Annotated in this window: 16 protein-coding genes; 9 read left to right on the forward strand and 7 right to left on the reverse strand. The window is 44.9% G+C overall.

Features of this window, described 5'->3' with window-relative positions:
- Positions 1-302: 302 nt before the first annotated feature.
- Positions 303-524, forward strand: coding sequence for a hypothetical protein (locus tag IQR33_RS06735; protein WP_021035939.1), 222 nt, complete (start codon positions 303-305; stop codon positions 522-524).
- Between the two features lie 142 nt (positions 525-666).
- On the opposite strand, the gene IQR33_RS06740 is transcribed toward IQR33_RS06735, so the two are convergent.
- The 3 genes from IQR33_RS06740 to IQR33_RS06750 form a co-directional block, all read right to left on the reverse strand.
- Complete coding sequence (locus IQR33_RS06740) at positions 667-1,281, reverse strand: LysE family translocator (protein ID WP_005373611.1); 615 nt, start codon at positions 1,279-1,281, stop codon at positions 667-669.
- Positions 1,282-1,390: 109 nt separating this feature from the next.
- Positions 1,391-2,305, reverse strand: coding sequence for a LysR family transcriptional regulator (locus IQR33_RS06745; RefSeq protein WP_017819875.1), 915 nt, complete (start codon positions 2,303-2,305; stop codon positions 1,391-1,393).
- 40 nt (positions 2,306-2,345) lie between these two features.
- Positions 2,346-2,801, reverse strand: a complete 456-nt coding sequence (locus IQR33_RS06750) for an Lrp/AsnC family transcriptional regulator (protein WP_005373615.1) — start codon at positions 2,799-2,801, stop codon at positions 2,346-2,348.
- Positions 2,802-3,128: 327 nt separating this feature from the next.
- Between IQR33_RS06750 and yjeH the strand changes: the two genes are divergently transcribed.
- The gene (gene yjeH / locus IQR33_RS06755; RefSeq protein ID WP_017635168.1) at positions 3,129-4,391 is read left to right on the forward strand and encodes an L-methionine/branched-chain amino acid transporter; all 1,263 of its coding nucleotides are present in this window, start codon (positions 3,129-3,131) and stop codon (positions 4,389-4,391) included.
- Here yjeH and IQR33_RS06760 read toward each other — a convergent pair whose 3' ends face one another.
- The gene (locus tag IQR33_RS06760; RefSeq protein ID WP_017635167.1) at positions 4,392-5,837 is read right to left on the reverse strand and encodes a PLP-dependent aminotransferase family protein; all 1,446 of its coding nucleotides are present in this window, start codon (positions 5,835-5,837) and stop codon (positions 4,392-4,394) included.
- A gap of 100 nt (positions 5,838-5,937) precedes the next feature.
- Here IQR33_RS06760 and IQR33_RS06765 point away from each other — a divergent pair, with 100 nt between their 5' ends.
- A complete protein-coding gene (locus IQR33_RS06765; RefSeq protein ID WP_017635166.1) occupies positions 5,938-6,594 on the forward strand; it encodes a pyridoxamine 5'-phosphate oxidase family protein in 657 nt (218 codons plus the stop codon).
- Here IQR33_RS06765 and IQR33_RS06770 read toward each other — a convergent pair.
- Positions 6,575-7,897, reverse strand: a complete 1,323-nt coding sequence (locus IQR33_RS06770) for an ATP-binding protein (RefSeq protein ID WP_047101179.1) — start codon at positions 7,895-7,897, stop codon at positions 6,575-6,577. The two genes, IQR33_RS06765 and IQR33_RS06770, sit on opposite strands and share 20 nt — an antisense overlap.
- Before the next feature lie 3 nt (positions 7,898-7,900).
- Positions 7,901-8,593 carry a response regulator transcription factor gene (locus tag IQR33_RS06775; RefSeq protein ID WP_005373624.1) on the reverse strand — a complete coding sequence of 231 codons (693 nt, stop codon included), beginning with the start codon at positions 8,591-8,593 and terminating at the stop codon, positions 7,901-7,903.
- A gap of 366 nt (positions 8,594-8,959) precedes the next feature.
- Here IQR33_RS06775 and IQR33_RS06780 point away from each other — a divergent pair, with 366 nt between their 5' ends.
- Together IQR33_RS06780 and IQR33_RS06785 are read left to right on the forward strand one after the other, a co-directional pair.
- Positions 8,960-10,501, forward strand: coding sequence for a hypothetical protein (locus tag IQR33_RS06780; protein ID WP_033906362.1), 1,542 nt, complete (start codon positions 8,960-8,962; stop codon positions 10,499-10,501).
- A gap of 12 nt (positions 10,502-10,513) precedes the next feature.
- On the forward strand, positions 10,514-11,203 hold the full coding sequence (locus IQR33_RS06785) for a hypothetical protein (RefSeq protein WP_017635164.1): 690 nt from the start codon (positions 10,514-10,516) through the stop codon (positions 11,201-11,203).
- 90 nt (positions 11,204-11,293) lie between these two features.
- On the opposite strand, the gene IQR33_RS06790 is transcribed toward IQR33_RS06785, so the two are convergent.
- A complete protein-coding gene (locus IQR33_RS06790; protein WP_062731051.1) occupies positions 11,294-12,295 on the reverse strand; it encodes an AraC family transcriptional regulator in 1,002 nt (333 codons plus the stop codon).
- Positions 12,296-12,402: 107 nt separating this feature from the next.
- On the opposite strand from IQR33_RS06790, the gene IQR33_RS06795 reads away from it, so the two are divergent.
- The 4 genes from IQR33_RS06795 to IQR33_RS06810 form a co-directional block, all read left to right on the forward strand.
- Positions 12,403-12,729 (forward strand): MFS transporter, encoded by a 327-nt coding sequence (locus tag IQR33_RS06795; protein ID WP_017635162.1) that lies wholly within the window; start codon positions 12,403-12,405, stop codon positions 12,727-12,729.
- Positions 12,729-13,952: an HlyD family secretion protein gene (locus IQR33_RS06800; RefSeq protein WP_193837922.1), complete on the forward strand. Its 1,224-nt coding sequence runs from the start codon at positions 12,729-12,731 to the stop codon at positions 13,950-13,952. Before IQR33_RS06795 ends, IQR33_RS06800 begins: the two co-directional genes overlap by 1 nt.
- Before the next feature lie 101 nt (positions 13,953-14,053).
- Complete coding sequence (locus IQR33_RS06805) at positions 14,054-15,376, forward strand: ABC1 kinase family protein (RefSeq protein WP_005385593.1); 1,323 nt, start codon at positions 14,054-14,056, stop codon at positions 15,374-15,376.
- Between the two features lie 112 nt (positions 15,377-15,488).
- The coding region (locus IQR33_RS06810) for a magnesium transporter (protein WP_322631755.1) at positions 15,489-16,621 on the forward strand (1,133 nt) is incomplete at its 3' end.

Below are 16,621 nucleotides of genomic sequence, written 5' to 3' on the forward strand. Positions count from 1 at the left end.
GCCAAGTTGTGCACTGTATGGAACAAATGATGGGTGTTCGTTACCAAACATTCCCTCGATAGGTGAACTTTGCTCCACAACGTTAACCACATAGCGTAACGGACAATATCTCATATTTGTTCTAAATAATAAGCGCCATGCGCATTACTAATATTTTTCCCCGTTTATACGCCTGATCACTCTCAGGCGTTTTTTCGTTTCATTCATTTGACACTCTCCGGACAAAGTAAACGTCAGCATTCATGTTTTGTTCATGTTCACAGCATTAATCTGAGCACATAAATTACAGAGAGGTCATGATTATGAATCGGATTATTGTAACTGCACTAGCACTGATTACCGGCTTTTTTACGTTAGTATTTAGCTTGATCATTGCGATTCCGTTGACCATCGCAGCATTAATTACCGGCAAGCGTATTGAAAATCGCGTCAAGAAAATGCAGAGAGAAATGCACGAAGAATATGAATTTAATACAGGTAAAGCAGATGCGATTGAAGGTGAATTTGAAGAGGTTCGACGGTAAGTAAATAAGATTTAGATGAGTTTCTCTCCCCAGACCGCTCCTGAGAAACTTCTTGCTTTCACCCTGTCCTTAAAATGGCAGGGTGCTTTTTTGAAAAGCAGCCACACGGGCTGCTTTTAGTATTTCTGTCTTGCGAGCTTGTCTATACCGTTACGACCACTCTAAGAGCCAGCAGCATGAGTACTACCCCTGACAAACGATCAATCAACACTGCCTTAGAGCGAATTCTGTCAACGACTTTAGAGCTCGATAGCACTAGGGTAATAAAGGTGTACCAAAGCCCATCCACAACAAACGGCGTGGCAACAATGATCATCTGATTACTCAAATCATTACCGAGCGCGACAAACTGACTGAATAATGCGATAAAAAACAAAGCAATTTTGGGACTTAAAATCGAGATAAAAAAGCCTTCTCGCGCAGACTGGATTACCGTTGTTTCCTCACCTGACTCCAACTTCGCAGCCACACCACCTTTTGAACGCAAAGCATTAAACCCTAAATACGCAAGATATGCCGCACCCACAAGGCTAATCGTCTTGAACAGCATCGGGCTTTGCTGCAAAACAACAGCGAGCCCAATCAAGGTAATAAACGCATATATACCAATGCCAAACGCATGAGCCCAAGCCGTAGCTAATCCATTGATACGTCCACCAGCCAACGAGTGCTTAGCGACAATAGCTAAACTGGGACCTGGTGACATAGCCCCTAATAAACACACGGTAAAAAGTGATAACCAAACTGTTAGTGTCATAAGAATCTCCCCTCTTTGACGCTCACTCTATCAACGGAAGAGGTATAATTAGAAATCAAAGTTATTCATACTAATCATGACTTCAAGTCATAGCTAAACGGTGTACGTATTAGCGAATGGAATATTCAGAAATTTGCATTACTGAGCGAATCTCTTCTCGCACCCATTTATGCGCAGGATCCGTGTCGTATTTGGGGTGCCACATTAACCAATATTGATGAATAGGTGTTTCGAGTGGTAATGCTTTATGGGTTAAGTCCCAATGCTTAGCGAGGTTAACGGCAATATGTTCAGGAGCCACCATCAGGTGCTCACTTGCAACTAAGCGATTGATCGCAGCAGAGAAGAATGGAACCTTAAAGGTAACGTGGCGGGTGTGCCCTAGCTCTTTCAATGCTAAATCAGTGTAGGAATCTTTGTCTCCGCCGCCAGTCACTTTGATGTGTGAATATGAAATCAAGTCTTCAATACTGATCTGGTCCTGCTTTGCTAACGGATGAGAAGATTTCATCAAACAAACTGATGAATCCTCACCAATTTTAACGCTCGACACACTCTGTGGTTTTTCTGGATACATAGAAGACGCGATATGGATGCCCGTCTCATGAAGTTTATCAAGAAAGTTGGGTTGCCACAGTCGGTACGCCATATCTAACTGTGGCGCTTGTTCACCCAAGTGAGAGGCAATATCGGGCAATACGTATTGCGCCACGTAGTCACTAGAAGCAATAACAAGCTCACCTTGCCACTGCCGCGGCTCAAAAGGTTGGTCATCGAGTAAATGGTCAAACTCAGCCAGTAATGCATCAAGCTTTGATTTTAACGCTATTGCTCGTGGCGTTGGTATCAGTTGATTACCTTGACGAATAAGCAGTGGGTCACCACACAGATCGCGCAATTGTGCAAGCTGTCGACTGACGGCAGACTGCGTAATGTGCAAACGGTCTGCGGTCCGGCTGACATGACACTCCTCTAAAAGTACATGCAAGGATCTAAGTAGATTCAAATTAATGTTGTTTAACATATTCGCTCTGAAGGGTTTTCAACATGGCATCCATTCATGGTCACTTCACAAACAGGTTCCCAGTCGTGTTAAAGAATTCAGCTAAGACGGTATGAGTCATCAGGTTTCGAAGCTCTGGATATCGTTGAATTTGATCTCTGATTTCGTTCAAGCGAGCCATCGTAGGCACTTCGACAAAAACCATCATGTCCGTCTCACCGCTGATCGCATGACACCATTTTACGCCATCAATTTTGTATAACTCGTCCGCGTATGATTCGCAATAATACGTAGAGGTTGATTTATCGAACTTTAAGGCAAAATAGGCGCAAATCGAATCCCCACCCGAAGGCGCAATTTCAGCGTGATACCCTAGAATCACTTTGTCATGCTCTAGCTTACGAATACGGGCCGTTACCGCAGAACGAGAAAGGTTTACTTTATCCGCAATTTCAGTCACCGACAGCCGAGCGTTGTGCCTGAGCAGATCCACAATCTTATGATCAAACTTGTCCATACCGTTACCAAGCTTTCCTTATTTTTCTCATTCTATACCGATTCTAACTGCATAAGAAACCAACATTTTGTTGGAATTATTTAAAACAACCGTCATATTGACGGTTTAGTAAATCATTTTGTTATTAACATTTTGGATATGCTATTTGGCGGGCATGAGATGAGTGCTGTTATCCATTTCAACAGAAAATAGATAACACATTGAAATCAAATTCCCAACTTAAGTACTCAGCACATAAATAGCATCGCTTAAACACATAAAACGAAATAACCAGAAGCCACAAGCTTTTTCGTAATAAACCTCATAACATTGGATGAATCAATTCGCATGGAAGAGCTCAAAAAAGACATTTCACTCACATCAGGTATCGCACAGTTATCCACCACATTAATGGGAACGGGGCTGTTTATGATCCCGGCTATCGCAGCAGGTATAGCTGGCCATTTTTCACTATGGGCTTGGATTTTATTGTTCATCGCGATTTGTCCTATTGCGCTGACTTTTGCTCAACTGGGTAAACGATACCCCAACGCGGGCGGAACAGCCTTTTTTGTACGCAAAGCCTTTAACGCCAAACTGGAAAGTAGTGTCGCTTGGCTATTTGTTAGTGTCATTCCGGTAGGGGTTCCGGCCGCGATTGCACTCGCCGCAGGCTTCCTACAACAAATATTGCCAGAGCCTATTAGCAACAATCTGTTTGCACAAGTTCTCACGGTAGTACTTCTTGTGTTCGTCAACTTGATGGGCACAAAATCATCAGGTCATTTACAAACTCTTATTGCTTTGAGTGTCTTCGCACTTGTTGGCGCATTTTTATGGAAAGGCGACGTTAACAGCGCCGATCTTGTGATGCCCGCCATCACACAAGAGTCAATTTGGCCTATTACCGCAGCGTTAGGCGTGATGTTCTGGTGTTTTGTTGGCATAGAGGCTTTTGCCCATATGGGGGAAGAGTTCAAAAACCCTCAAAGAGATTTCCCTATTGCCATTGTGGTCGGTTGTTTTGTAGCAGGGGCTACCTATTGGGCATGCTCTGTCGTTATTTTAAAATTTGGCGCGTATGGTAACGCTCAATTTGATAACGCATCCATCCCCTGGCTTAGTGCCCAACTACTAGGCGATGGAGCCAAATGGATAATCAGCTTGATAGGTTTCTCCGCTTGTTTCGCGAGCGTTAACTTATACACACAGAGCCTAGCGCGAATGGTCTGGGCTCAAGCTCGGGAACATCGTCCTTCTAGTCCACTAGCCAAGATTTCGCGTCGTGGTGTCCCTTTCTCAGCCACCATATTAGTTGGCGGTATATTATTGATATCTTGTGTGATAGGAACCCTATCACAGCTCGATCTGGAGTTTTTCCTAAAACTCGCAAACAGTGTATTCGTTCTGGTTTACATGTTGGCGATGTTAGCCGCTTTTAAATTGCTTCGAGGATTTGGTAAAACACTTGCGGGACTGTCCCTACTGCTTTGTACCGGTGTTTTTATATGTTTAGGCTGGTCAATGTTTTATGCACTTGGCATTTTTACTCTACTTTTACTGCCTTGGAAACAGTGGCGACATAAGCGACAAACACGTGTAGTTGAATAGTCATCGCTTCCCATTTCGAAATATGTGAGCTAAACGTTGGATACCAGCGTCTATGTTCTCTAACGCGATATTGCCGTAACCAAGCACGGCACCATGCCAGTGACGTGCTTGAAAATCTGGGTGTTCATAATAGCTCAAAGGTCGCAAGATGATCCCTTCATGCTCTGCTAGTTTTATAAAACGCTGCTCATCCATACCGTCTTGCCATTTCAACGTAACATGAAGCCCCGCCGCTTGGCTAACGACGCAAACACGGTCGCCAAAATGCTGTTGAATGGATACATGCATCTGTTCATGCTTAGTTTTGTAGAGTCGACGCATTTTTCGAATATGACGTAATAACCCACCTTCAGTAATAAAGTCTGCCAATGCTTCTTGTGTATGCGTCGGCGAATCACCACTTAACGCATCCTTAACCACTAAGCATTGCTCTACTAAACGTTCAGGAACTACAAGGTAGCCAAGCCGCAATCCGTTAAACATCACTTTACTGAAGGAACCCACATACAACACGCGATCATCTCGACCCATTTGAGCTGCTAGCCCCTGTAAACTGGTATAGGGACGATGAGCAAACTGAAATTCGCTGTCATAATCGTCCTCGATGATCCAACTTGATTGTTCGACCGCCCAGTTGATGATCTTTCCTCTTTGCTCGGTATTGAGTGTGGTACCCATCGGATATTGATTACTTGGTGTAATATACAGCGCATCGGCATCGCTTGAGGTCACCGCTTCCACATCAAAACCTAATTTCTCTGTTACGAACAAAGGCTCAAATTGATAGTTTTGGAACTGAATCAACTTCCGCATTTGCGCGTAACCTGGTTGCTCCATCAGAACCTTATCACCTTGTTTGAGCACTACCATCGTCGCAATCGACAACGCTTGCTGCGCCCCAGAGGTAATAATAATGCGCTCTGGAGAACAATTCACTGAACGGCTTGATGCGAGGTAGTCAGCTAAAGCACAGCGCAATGCCCAACTACCCTGAATATCTTGATTCCCCAACAAGCAAGTACGAGACATATGGCGAGTGAGTAACTTTTGCCATTGCGCCATCGGAAATGCGTCCAAATCCGGCACACCCGGTGCAAATGCGCGGTTGATATCAAAGTGAGCTTTCGGTGATGAGTCTCTCTGAACTGAACTAGGTTCAGGCAAGTACTGCTCTGGCAGTTCTACGGCAACATAAAAGCCAGAACCTTTTTGGCTGTTCAAGTACCCTTCCGCCACTAACTGTTCGTAGGCAGAAATCACGGTATTCCTACTTAGATTAAGCTCTTGTGAAAGCTTCCGCGTAGAAGGCAGCTTCCCATTCTTCACCCACAGTCCTTGAACAATTTTCTTGCGAATAGCCAAAAACAACGCTTGCTGACGCGTTCCTTCACTGTCTTTTAAATGCAGGTCACCGATATCAATCAAAGACAAACTGGATCCATCCATTAGTTAAAACTGGCTCTCTTTAAGCTACCAGTTAAACGCTACATTGCAATCAAAGAATGAGGATCAATCGCTCGTAATCGTGAGCAAACAAGGAGAGAAAATGCTATCCAACACCAATAGAACGGAAATTAAGAAAGGCGCACATAAAGCCGTCTCTGATGTTAGCAAACTGCACGCCATCATAGATGACAGCCTAATCGCTCATATTGCGATAACCAACGAGTCAGGCCCTGTGGTCATCCCTATGCTGGCATGGCGTGTCGATGATTACGTGTATATCCATGGTGCCAACAACAGTCGACTGTTACGCTCACTCAAACAAGGAGTGCAAACGTGCTTAACCTTTACTTTGTTTGATGGTTGGGTATTGGCTCGAAGTGCGTTTCACCACAGTGCGCATTATCGCAGTGCTGTGGTCTTTGGCCAGTTTGAGGTGGTGGAAGATAACCAAGAGAAAGACAGGTTGCTGAATCACTTTATTGAACAGATCGCTCCGGGGAGAACAGAACAAGTCCGTTTGAGTAATGAAAAAGAACTCAAAGCCACCATGCTGCTGCGTATTCCACTCACAGAAGCATCGGTGAAAATCAGCAATTTTGGCGTCAACGACGATGCGGAAGACATGGACATCCCTGTTTGGGCAGGTGTCCTACCCTACCAAACCGTCGTAGGTCCGCTGCAAGCTTGTGACGATTTGTATGAAGGTATCGCAGAGCCAGACTACCGCAGTGCCTACTCTAACCGTTGGCAGGAATAAGCACCGTAAAACGTGCGCCGCCTAAGTAACTCTCGCCGACAGAAAGCTCCCACCCCAGTTGCCGCGCTGCACTGGTAGCGATGGCAAGCCCTAAACCAAAGCCTTTCATGTCGGCGTTGCGGCTTTTGTCTAAGCGCGAAAATGGCATAAATACTTCTTCTCGCATCGCCTCAGGGATGCCCGGACCATCGTCCTCAATATCGATGCTCCAGCAATCCGCTACCGTTCGAATCGTCACCTCAACGCAGGACTCACCATAACGCTTGGCGTTTTGCAGTAAATTATCGAGGACAAGGTTACCCAAAGTAGGCTGAAAGTGAATCAATTGGTTCGCGAGTTTATTTTCTGCTCTCAACATGGCGGACTCTAAGCCTAGGTAATTCATGCGGCTTTTACACCAAAGTGGCAGTTCCATGGTTTCAACAGAATCGATCCATGAGTGGTTTTTCACACTCAAGCGAGACAGCATGACAATGTCGGACGTTAAATCCGTCACGACATCAACGTATCGTTCAATATCGTCATGTAACTCTGCCTGCATTTCACCACTCGTGCGTCGAGCTAAATCCGTCGCTAGCTGAATACGACTCAGCGGAGTGCGCACTTCATGAGGAATAGCTTGAGTAAAGATGTGTGTTTGGCGCACTCGTCTCTCAATCTCTTCAGACATGCAGTTGAAGCCTTGGGCGAGCTCTTTCACGGGTTGCGAAAATTGCTTTAGCTCGACTCGCGTATTCAACTCACCAGAACCAAATTGTTGTTGCGCAGCCGTTAGTTGCCGAATTTGGCGGTCAAGACGTCGTACAGGTATGTAAACCATAATGCCTAAACTGCATACAACAACCAAAAGTAGAGTAAGTATAAATACAATCTCAGAATCTTCATTCCAATCAACGTGTGGGCTAAAGAAATCCGTTTTTTCTTTGAAAACTAAACTCTTCGAAGTGTTAGGCAAAGGGAATACCGCAGCATAGGTACTGCCATCAATAAGATAAACAGGTATCCCTTGCATACGGTACAGCAGATTACAATCTCGACAAGGCGGTGATCCGTCCCAGTTTTCAACCAATGTTAAATCAAAGATAAAGAAATCTTGCTTGCCGTTTTCGGTTAACTTCTTGTAGAGAGAATCCGGAGTGCCTCGTTGCTCAATGTATTGATCGACAAAATAAGCACCGTCACTCAAAAAAACACCGACTTCTGTTTTGCGCATGTACTCTTCCCCCATAAAGAGAAACAAAGCAACAGTCAGCGCAAGGCCAGTTACTAACCCCACATATAGACGAGTAAACAGGGAAAACATGCGTCATTTACCTGTCAGCATGTAGCCGTGGTGACGTATGGTTTTAATGGTAGCCGTATGGATATGAGCCTTAGAGAATTTCTTCCTTAGTGAGGATATACGCATATCAATCGAACGATCAGTAATACAGTATTCAATGCCTCGGGCAAGACGGCAACATGATTCACGAGATACTGGCTTATCGACATTCAGCATCAGGAGCTCTAAAATTTCAAACTCAGAACTCGTTAAACCAATATCTTTTTGCAAATAAAATGCTTGGGAGCGACGAAGACAAAGACTAATGCCATATCGGCTCAGCTTTTCTTCTTCAACGATATCAACTTGACGACAATAGCGACGCAACGCTGCTTCAATACGGGCGAGAAGGATATTGCCTTTTATCGGTTTGGTAAGGTAATCATCAGCACCAAACTTAAATAAGCTCACCTCGCTCATTTCATCATCGGTCGCAGTCAAAACAATGATAATACCATGATAAAACTTACGCGCCTCTTGACATATTTCTGCGCCATTTTTTCCTGGTAACATCAAATCTAACAGCACTAGGTCCGGCTTGAGCCCCTTAATCGTTTCTAATGCATTTTGACCGTTATCGATGACAGTTACCGTATATCCTTCGGCTTCGAGGTACATTTTGGTTAATCGAGCAATCTCTGAGTCGTCTTCTACCAGTAAGATTGTATTACCCACCATGAATCATTTACTCCACCAATATGATGGAGGGAGTATATCGCTCGTCCTATACTGCGCAACCTACTTAAATGATAATTTTAATAAAACGCAGGCTTACATACGCTTACAAACCATACATATACGATAATCCTAATCATTCTATACCCCTAAAGCCATGCAATAACCTGAGGTTTTATTCATTATCAGAATATAGCTTCACATAGAAAATAAAATTCGGAATAAAAATCCACTATATTTTCAAATGTATCGAATAATAGGTCTTACCAAAAAACAATACCAACATATATGACTTAGTTTGCTTATATAGACAGGACTTTATGTTGCTTCTAAGTTTCTTGCTCTAATAAAGTCTACGAGTAACATGAAATGAGATATTCCAAATTAACACCTTTAGCCATATTTTGCGCGATAAGTCTAACTGCTTGTGGCGGCAGTGAATCTAATTCGAAACCATCGACAACGACACCTCCAACACCACCAGTGCCAACATTGAGCACTGTCACAATCCCAACTGTCGTTTCTACAGAGTTTCCGGCCAAGTTAAAAGTAGCGGCAGATGCGGGCTTCACCCACTATGTGAAAATCTCCCTTTCCGAAGCAAACAACAACGATACATTTCACATTGTGGCCGTTGATGACGGTGCGAATAATGAAAAAATCTTTCGTGCAGCCAAAATCATCCAACACCTTCTAACAAACCAACCAGACTCTAAGTACGGTGCTGACAAGTCTCTTATCGCTAAGACATTAGCCGAGCGTGATGCCACATTAATGCTGACCGAAAACGACGAACAGAATGATGAGATGTTAACCAAAATCTTTATCAACGAACTGATTCGCCAAGACAAATTGAACGATGCAGTTACAAACTCGGGCTTAGCACACTCTTTTGATACGAGTTCTCTAGAAAAGTTTGTTGTAAGCATGATCGTACTTAACGAAGATGATATGGATACACTTGTCACATCTATCGCGTCAACATTAGTAACTAGTGAAGAAACACCAAACTGGCTAAGGAATAGCCAATCTTTAATGTATCGAGAACTGACAGTTGAAGGCGATTGCCATTACATGAGTAATTTTGCCGATTACTGCGCCAATCTTGGTAAAAAAGCCGAACGAGACGCCGCTTTTGAAGAAATTTTACACTTGGTCCAAGCGCAAGGTATTGCACCTAACACGGCGACTGCGGCACTGCAAAATGACATTCAAGCTCATGCGTTAAGCATCTATAACGATATTCAATCGGGCAAACCGACGGTGTGGCGCCCTACTCAGTATGACTGGGACGATTGGAAATCGGACGACTTCGATCCTGAAAGTGTGAAACAAACGGGCCCTTCATATTCTCACGAATATTTTGCTGCCGCTTTTGAAGCGTACATGGGCGTAGCAAAAGCAAACGGACATGGTTTAGATGGCTACCAAGCGTTAACGCGTGAAGAAATGCAAACCCAAGATCCACAAGCCGTTGATTGGATCAGTGGCTTATTCCACGGATACTTGCAATATACCGCGAATATCGACTCTGCGGGCGTCAAGCTCTACACCGAAAAGACAAATCCAGGCACAGTACCTACCTTCCGTATGGCTCCCAACAAAGACGGTTTGATAGAAGCGTACACCTACAAATCTCAGTGGCTAACAAAAGTGAAGATCATTGGCGACGACGCGATGAATGTGATCGGTAATGATCAAAACAATACTTTTGAAGGCAACAGCAAAGACAACAGCATTTATGGTGAAGGCGGTATCAACACCTATATCGTGCCACACAAACTGGCGGAATGTACTGTTATCAAAGCAAAGAGTGTTTCTGTTGAGTGCCCAAATACAGGCACTGACGAGTTGTACGACATTCAGAACATCCAATTCACCGACCAAACCCTAGATGTAACCAAGCTATAAACAATGAAAAACATGAAGAAACTTATTCTATTCGCTCCCTTGCTCCTTGTTGGTTGTGGTGGCCTAGCCGTCATGGATCGTACTGATGCCGTAAAAGCACAACCAGAAATGCTGATCAAAACCGACGGTGATTTTTGGGGATTCGGTGCAGATGGCCATTTTGATTTTGCTGGTAAGTACAAAGGCAAGTATTCACGCAGTGCTTCTAACTCAAGTTGGTTTAACCGTATCTCTTTCAAAGAAGGTTCAATGGGCGCAGAAGTGACTCGTATCGACAGCGGGGAAACTTGGCTTTTGAACTGCACTGGAGGCGGTATGTCGGTTAACTACATGGGCGTCGATTTTGGTGGGAATGATCCTTACACCTGTGACATTACTCAAGATGGTAAAAAAGTCGGTGAGTTTGCGATGGAGCCAAAATCGGCTCTCATCGACATCAGCTTTGAGAAAAAAGAGACAGGCATAGTGCGTATTGGTAGCACCCACTTTAATGTAGAAACTGTACATACTAGTCCTGACGCCATGATGGCGGTAGACATTCCATTGGGTTATAGCTTTAAGGAAGGCACACAAGAAATTGCCGCTGTGCAGACGAACGGTACCATTGCGGTACAGATGCTCCCTGAACTTAGCGAACAAAAAAAGGATGTAGTTGCCATCGGCGCTGTTGCAAGTGCACTAAGTTGGCGCCCTAAAAAATAGCCATTACATAAAACAACAACACACAAAAAACAAAGCCCTCTACTTTTTTGAGGGCTTTTATTGCTTGTACTCATAGAAATAAGTGGAGCACTACTTCTCTAATCTTCCCATATACTGCTTGGGCGTTAATCCACGATGTTTCTTAAACATACGATTGCAGCTCGCCACATTGGTGTAACCAAGGCGCGTGGCAATGTCATCAATACTCACGCGCTTACTCAACAAACCAGCTGCAATATTACTCAATACATAGCCAGAAACCGTCGAAAAATTGAGCCCTAATTTATGCAAACGACGTTGAAACTGCTGTTCAGATAAATCAAGCAGAGAAGACACGCGCTCTAACGTTGGCAATCCATAATGGCTGCTGTAATTCACCACTTCATAAATCACTTTCAACTCATCTTCTGGGTCGGGCATATTAAGCAAATCATCCAAATCGGAAAAACTCATCGCTAGACGGTTGTCTTCTCGATGGCTCACTTGGCGAGAAGCTAGTCGGTCATCTCCCGGGATCCATATCTCTGTTTTTGGCTGACTCCATTCCACCTCGCAGCCGAAATATTCCCGGTATCTCTCAGTATTTTTTCTCGAGCCTGAAACCTTGACACGTAAAGGCTGGTAATCTTTGCCAAGAAATTCGCGTAACACCTTAATCATAAATACCGCACAGCGGATACTATCGTGCACCTTTACTGACGTTTCTATAAACGGGTTGTGGTAAGTCCATTTGATGATTTTACCCGACTGTTCGCCAGCAAAAAACGCCCCTGATTGTAGGTTGCTCACACCATAATTCACTCGCCGAATGGTACTGGCTAAATCATTGCCGGAGAATAACCAGCGTCCCACTGGCCCTAGCTTTTGCAGTTCAATACCTCGGCTGAGACTCAACACCACATCCGGGTCACCACTGGCTTGTTCAACACAACGGTACCATTCCGCAACGGCTTTTAGCGGGATCAGTGTCATTGGGTTACGAAACACCGATGCTGGGATCCCTAACTCATCCGAGTCCAAATTGTATTTAGATAACGCGAGGTTATGCATGTTTAGAATGCCCATCGCGCGAATAAACCGAACCGTTTTCATAACCAATCACATCAAATTTAATCCTGTAGTGATTGAATCTGTCACAAAGAAAGCCGCAAATCAAATTCAGATCACAATACGCCAACAGTTTGATAGAGGAGTGTTTAATGAGTTTACTGAGTGTCCCGTTTGTCGGTACAGGCGCAGATACGGCGTTACATGTTGTCGCTGCTGTCGTTTTAATTGCGAGTGTCGCGGGCGCGTGTTACGGCTTTTGGAAAATCCATGAATTGCCTATCAATAAAGCACACAGCAAAGACCATCATCAGATAGGGCTCATCACTGCGCTGACCTGGATAGGGTTTGTCTGGCACTGGGTTTGGGTGCTAGCCGTGATCTTTGCATTCGTTGATATGGAAAAAGCCATCATCAATCTGCGTGATACATGGAAAAGTAAACCGCAAACAGAAACACAGCCAAAAGAGGAAGCATAATGTTAGAAGGTTTAGCGGTATGGGCACTCTTCATCTATCTGTTGCGTTTGGTTGGCATGCCTTGGAACAAAGCAACCAAATCGTTCGCTTATCTTGGCGGCTTGGGTTGGCTAATGTTCGTCTGGGTAGGTTTGATTAACTTCACCCCGATGGATTTATCCGGCGGTTCTGTCGTGCAGTCGCCACACATCCAATTGCGTCCAGATTCAACCAATGTAAAAGGTAAAGTTGACCACATTTACATTGAGCCGAATCAGCAAGTTAAAGAAGGTCAGCTCATTTATGAACTTGACCCAACGCAATACAACATCGCATTAAATCAAGCGAACGTATCCGCTGATTCTGCTCGCGTTGCATTAGCTACAGCAATAGGCGACATCGAGATTGAAGAAGCTAACCACGAAGCGCTAGTGCAAGATCTAGAAACATCAAAGAGCCAGTTGGAAGCGGCGAAAGTTGACTACAAATTGCAGAAAAAGATGCTAGTTCGCTATGTTGAGCAAAACCGAGTGGTGCAAAACACCATCACGGAAAGCGACATCGACAAACAGTCGAGCACAGTAGACATGGCTCGCCACAATGTGTTGACTCTTGAATCTCAAATCAAGAAGAAACAAGTCGATATTTCACGTGCGAAGCTGGCGATTCATAAAGCGGAGTTAGCGGTTGAAACGAAGCAGGCTGAATTGCGTCAAGCGGAAGAGCAAATTGCAAAAGCACAATGGGATTTGAACAGCACCAAAGTGCATGCACCTAGTGATGGCTTTGTAACTAACTTTATCCTGCGTGAAGGTCAGCGCGTATCAGCGATGCCACGTATTAATATGTACACCAACGAGAAGTACGTACTGATGCGAGTGAACCACCAAGCGATTCGTAACATCAAACCGGGTCAGCCAGCGGAATTCTCTTCGTCCGTTTACCCAGGTAAGATCTTCTCAGCGACCGTCGAAGGCATTGTTGAAGCAACAGGTGAGTCACAAGGTAATCTACTGGGTTTCGATGATTCCGTACGTGTCACCACTGGAAAGAACTTACAGAACAAACACCACTTTGTTCGTCTTAAGATTGATGAGCCAGAAGGCTCCGACATCCCTGTTGGCTCTGTTGGCCTCGCATGGGTCAGCGGTGAAAAACCGATAGGCTTCATGGCCTTCTTAGATGTGATTCGCGGGATCATCATCCGAATGAAGTCTCAACTGTACTTCTTCTACTCTATCTAAACTCGCAAACCGCCAGTTACGCTGGCGGTTTTCTTTTCATTTGTATCCAAACATATCCTTTTCCCGTATAACAATTAGTTAGTAAATAGCGGAGAAGATTCATGTCGGCAAAGGAAAGAAGCCTACCTACCCATCGCATCTCAAGATTCAGCAAGTTCGCTTCACTTGCTACCCGTGTCGCAGGCAATGTGATTGCAGAAGGCACGAAGCAGATAGCCAAAGGCAACAAACCAAAAGCGAAAGACCTCTTGCTGACGCCACAGAACATCGCGCGCTTAACTGACCAACTTGCTCACCTGCGTGGCGCTGCAATGAAGCTTGGTCAAATGCTATCAATGGATGCTGGTGATGTTTTAGAACCTGAACTTGCCGATATTCTTTCCCGTCTTCGTTCCAACGCAGACCCAATGCCTGCAAAACAACTCAACGCAGTAATGGAAAGTTCGCTAGGAACGAATTGGAAAGCTGAGTTTCTGTCATTTAACTTCAAACCAATCGCCAGTGCATCAATAGGACAAGTGCACCAAGCCTACAGCGATGCGGGCGATAACCTAGCCGTCAAAGTGCAATATCCGGGCATACGGAAAAGTATCGATAGCGACGTCGATAATGTCGGTACACTGCTCAAGGTCGTTGGGTTGATTCCCGAGTCTGTCGACTACAAAGGATTGCTCGAAGAAGCGAAAAAGCAGCTACATGACGAGGCCGATTACGCACGAGAGGCACAATTTGCCATTCGTTATCATGACGCTTTGAAGGAGCACCCTCATTTTGTGGTGCCCAAGATTCATACTGAAAGTTGCTCAGACTCCGTTCTCGCGATGGAATTCATTGATGGCAGTCCGATTGAGCAAATCGAACATTATGATCAGAGTACGCGAGATTTTGTCATGCACAGCCTACTCGAATTACTGTTTCGAGAGCTGTTCGAATTTAAGATGGTACAAACCGACCCAAATTTCGCCAACTACTTATATATCGAAAACACTCGTCAAATCGGCTTGCTAGATTTCGGGGCCACTCGCGAGTACAGCGAGCGGTTCAGCACTGGTTATCGCCAAGCTTTCGCATCTGTCGTTAACAATGACGAACAAGGCTTGAATGATGCGCTTGAACAAATAGGCTTCTTCAGCCAAACCATCCTTCCAGACCAACGCCAAGCGATTCTCGATCTAGTGAAAATGGCATGTGAACCTATGTTGGTCGATGAGCCCTATGATTTCAAAGCCAGCGGCTTAGCACAAAAGCTTCGCGAGGCTGGCACCATTCTAAGCATGGAGCAAGAATACTGGCATACTCCACCAGCAGATGCCCTATTTTTACACAGAAAAATCGGCGGAATGTACTTGCTGGCAGCCCGTATTGGCGCAAAAGTGAACATTCGCCAATTGGTACAGCCATATCTCACCATCAACAGCGAATAGCCTATTGTTTTTCTGTTACTTTCAAGTACCTTGAGCAAGGTTAAGATGCATAGTTGTGCATCTCAATAACATGCCATACTTCCATAAAACGAATTAACTATCGGGGTACTCGGTGAGCAAGTTTCAAGATCTCTCCACTCTAATCCAGCAAATTGGCCAAGCCGAAGAAGCGGATCAAGTCGCAACGCTCAATGAATCTATTGAAGCGGGCCTCGAGCCCGGCGCGGTTGCCCTGATTCTAGAAGCATTTCCAATCGACGATCGTGTTCGCTTATGGCGAGCTTTACCACTAGAGCTACATATCGACGTGTTAACGGAAATGCGTGCGGACGTACGTTTCTCTATCATCAATGCGTTATCTGAAGTCGAGCTAAAGCTCACTCTCGCTAAACTCGACAACTTATCGCTCATCGAATGGGCCGATTCGTTGCCAGAGTCGATCATCAACGAAGCGCTCTCGTTGATAGAAAAAGATGAGTTGGAACTTTACGATCAAGCAAACGAGTATGCTGATGAAGAACTCGGCCACTGGGCTGAACGTAAGATCATCACCCTGCCCTTCAACATTACGATTGGGACAGCTAAGCAGTTAATGGAGCGCTATAGCTACGACACGCCTCAACAGGTGTATCTGATTAATCGTAATAAACAGTATCGTGGAACGGTCAACTACTTCGATATCTTGCGTGGTGACCCCGATACTCGCTTAAAAACACTCGTTATTGAGGCTGTGACGGTGCTAGACAGTAAAATGATGCTTCCTGAAGCGGTAGAGGCATTAGAACACAGCACACTGCCCGCTCTCCCTGTAACTGATGCAGACCAAACACTGATCGGTGAAGTCGATTGGCAGTTTGCATTGAGTACACAGCGTGAAATCTACGAAGCACGTTTGATGGCCGGTACAGGTATGGATGAAGGCGATGACTTGTTTGCGCCAGTATTAAAAAGCTCGCAAAAGCGCGGTGTTTGGTTAGGCATCAATTTGCTTACTGCGATTTTGGCGTCTGTCACTATCGGACTATTTGAAGATGTAATTGCTCAGGTAGTGGCTTTGGCGGTGCTCATGCCAATTGTTGCATCCATGGGGGGCATTGCTGGCAGCCAAACGCTCACTCTAATGATTCGTGCGATGGCGCTTAATCAGATCACCCCAGGTAACCGCTTCAAGCTTTTGAAAAATGAGTTGGGTATTGGCTCTCTGAACGGCATTGCTTGGGCGTTAATCATCGGCGGGCTCGCTGG

It is taken from the genome of Vibrio sp. OPT46 (genome assembly GCF_015163535.1).
In the GTDB taxonomy this organism is placed as follows: Bacteria; Pseudomonadota; Gammaproteobacteria; order Enterobacterales; family Vibrionaceae; genus Vibrio; species Vibrio alginolyticus.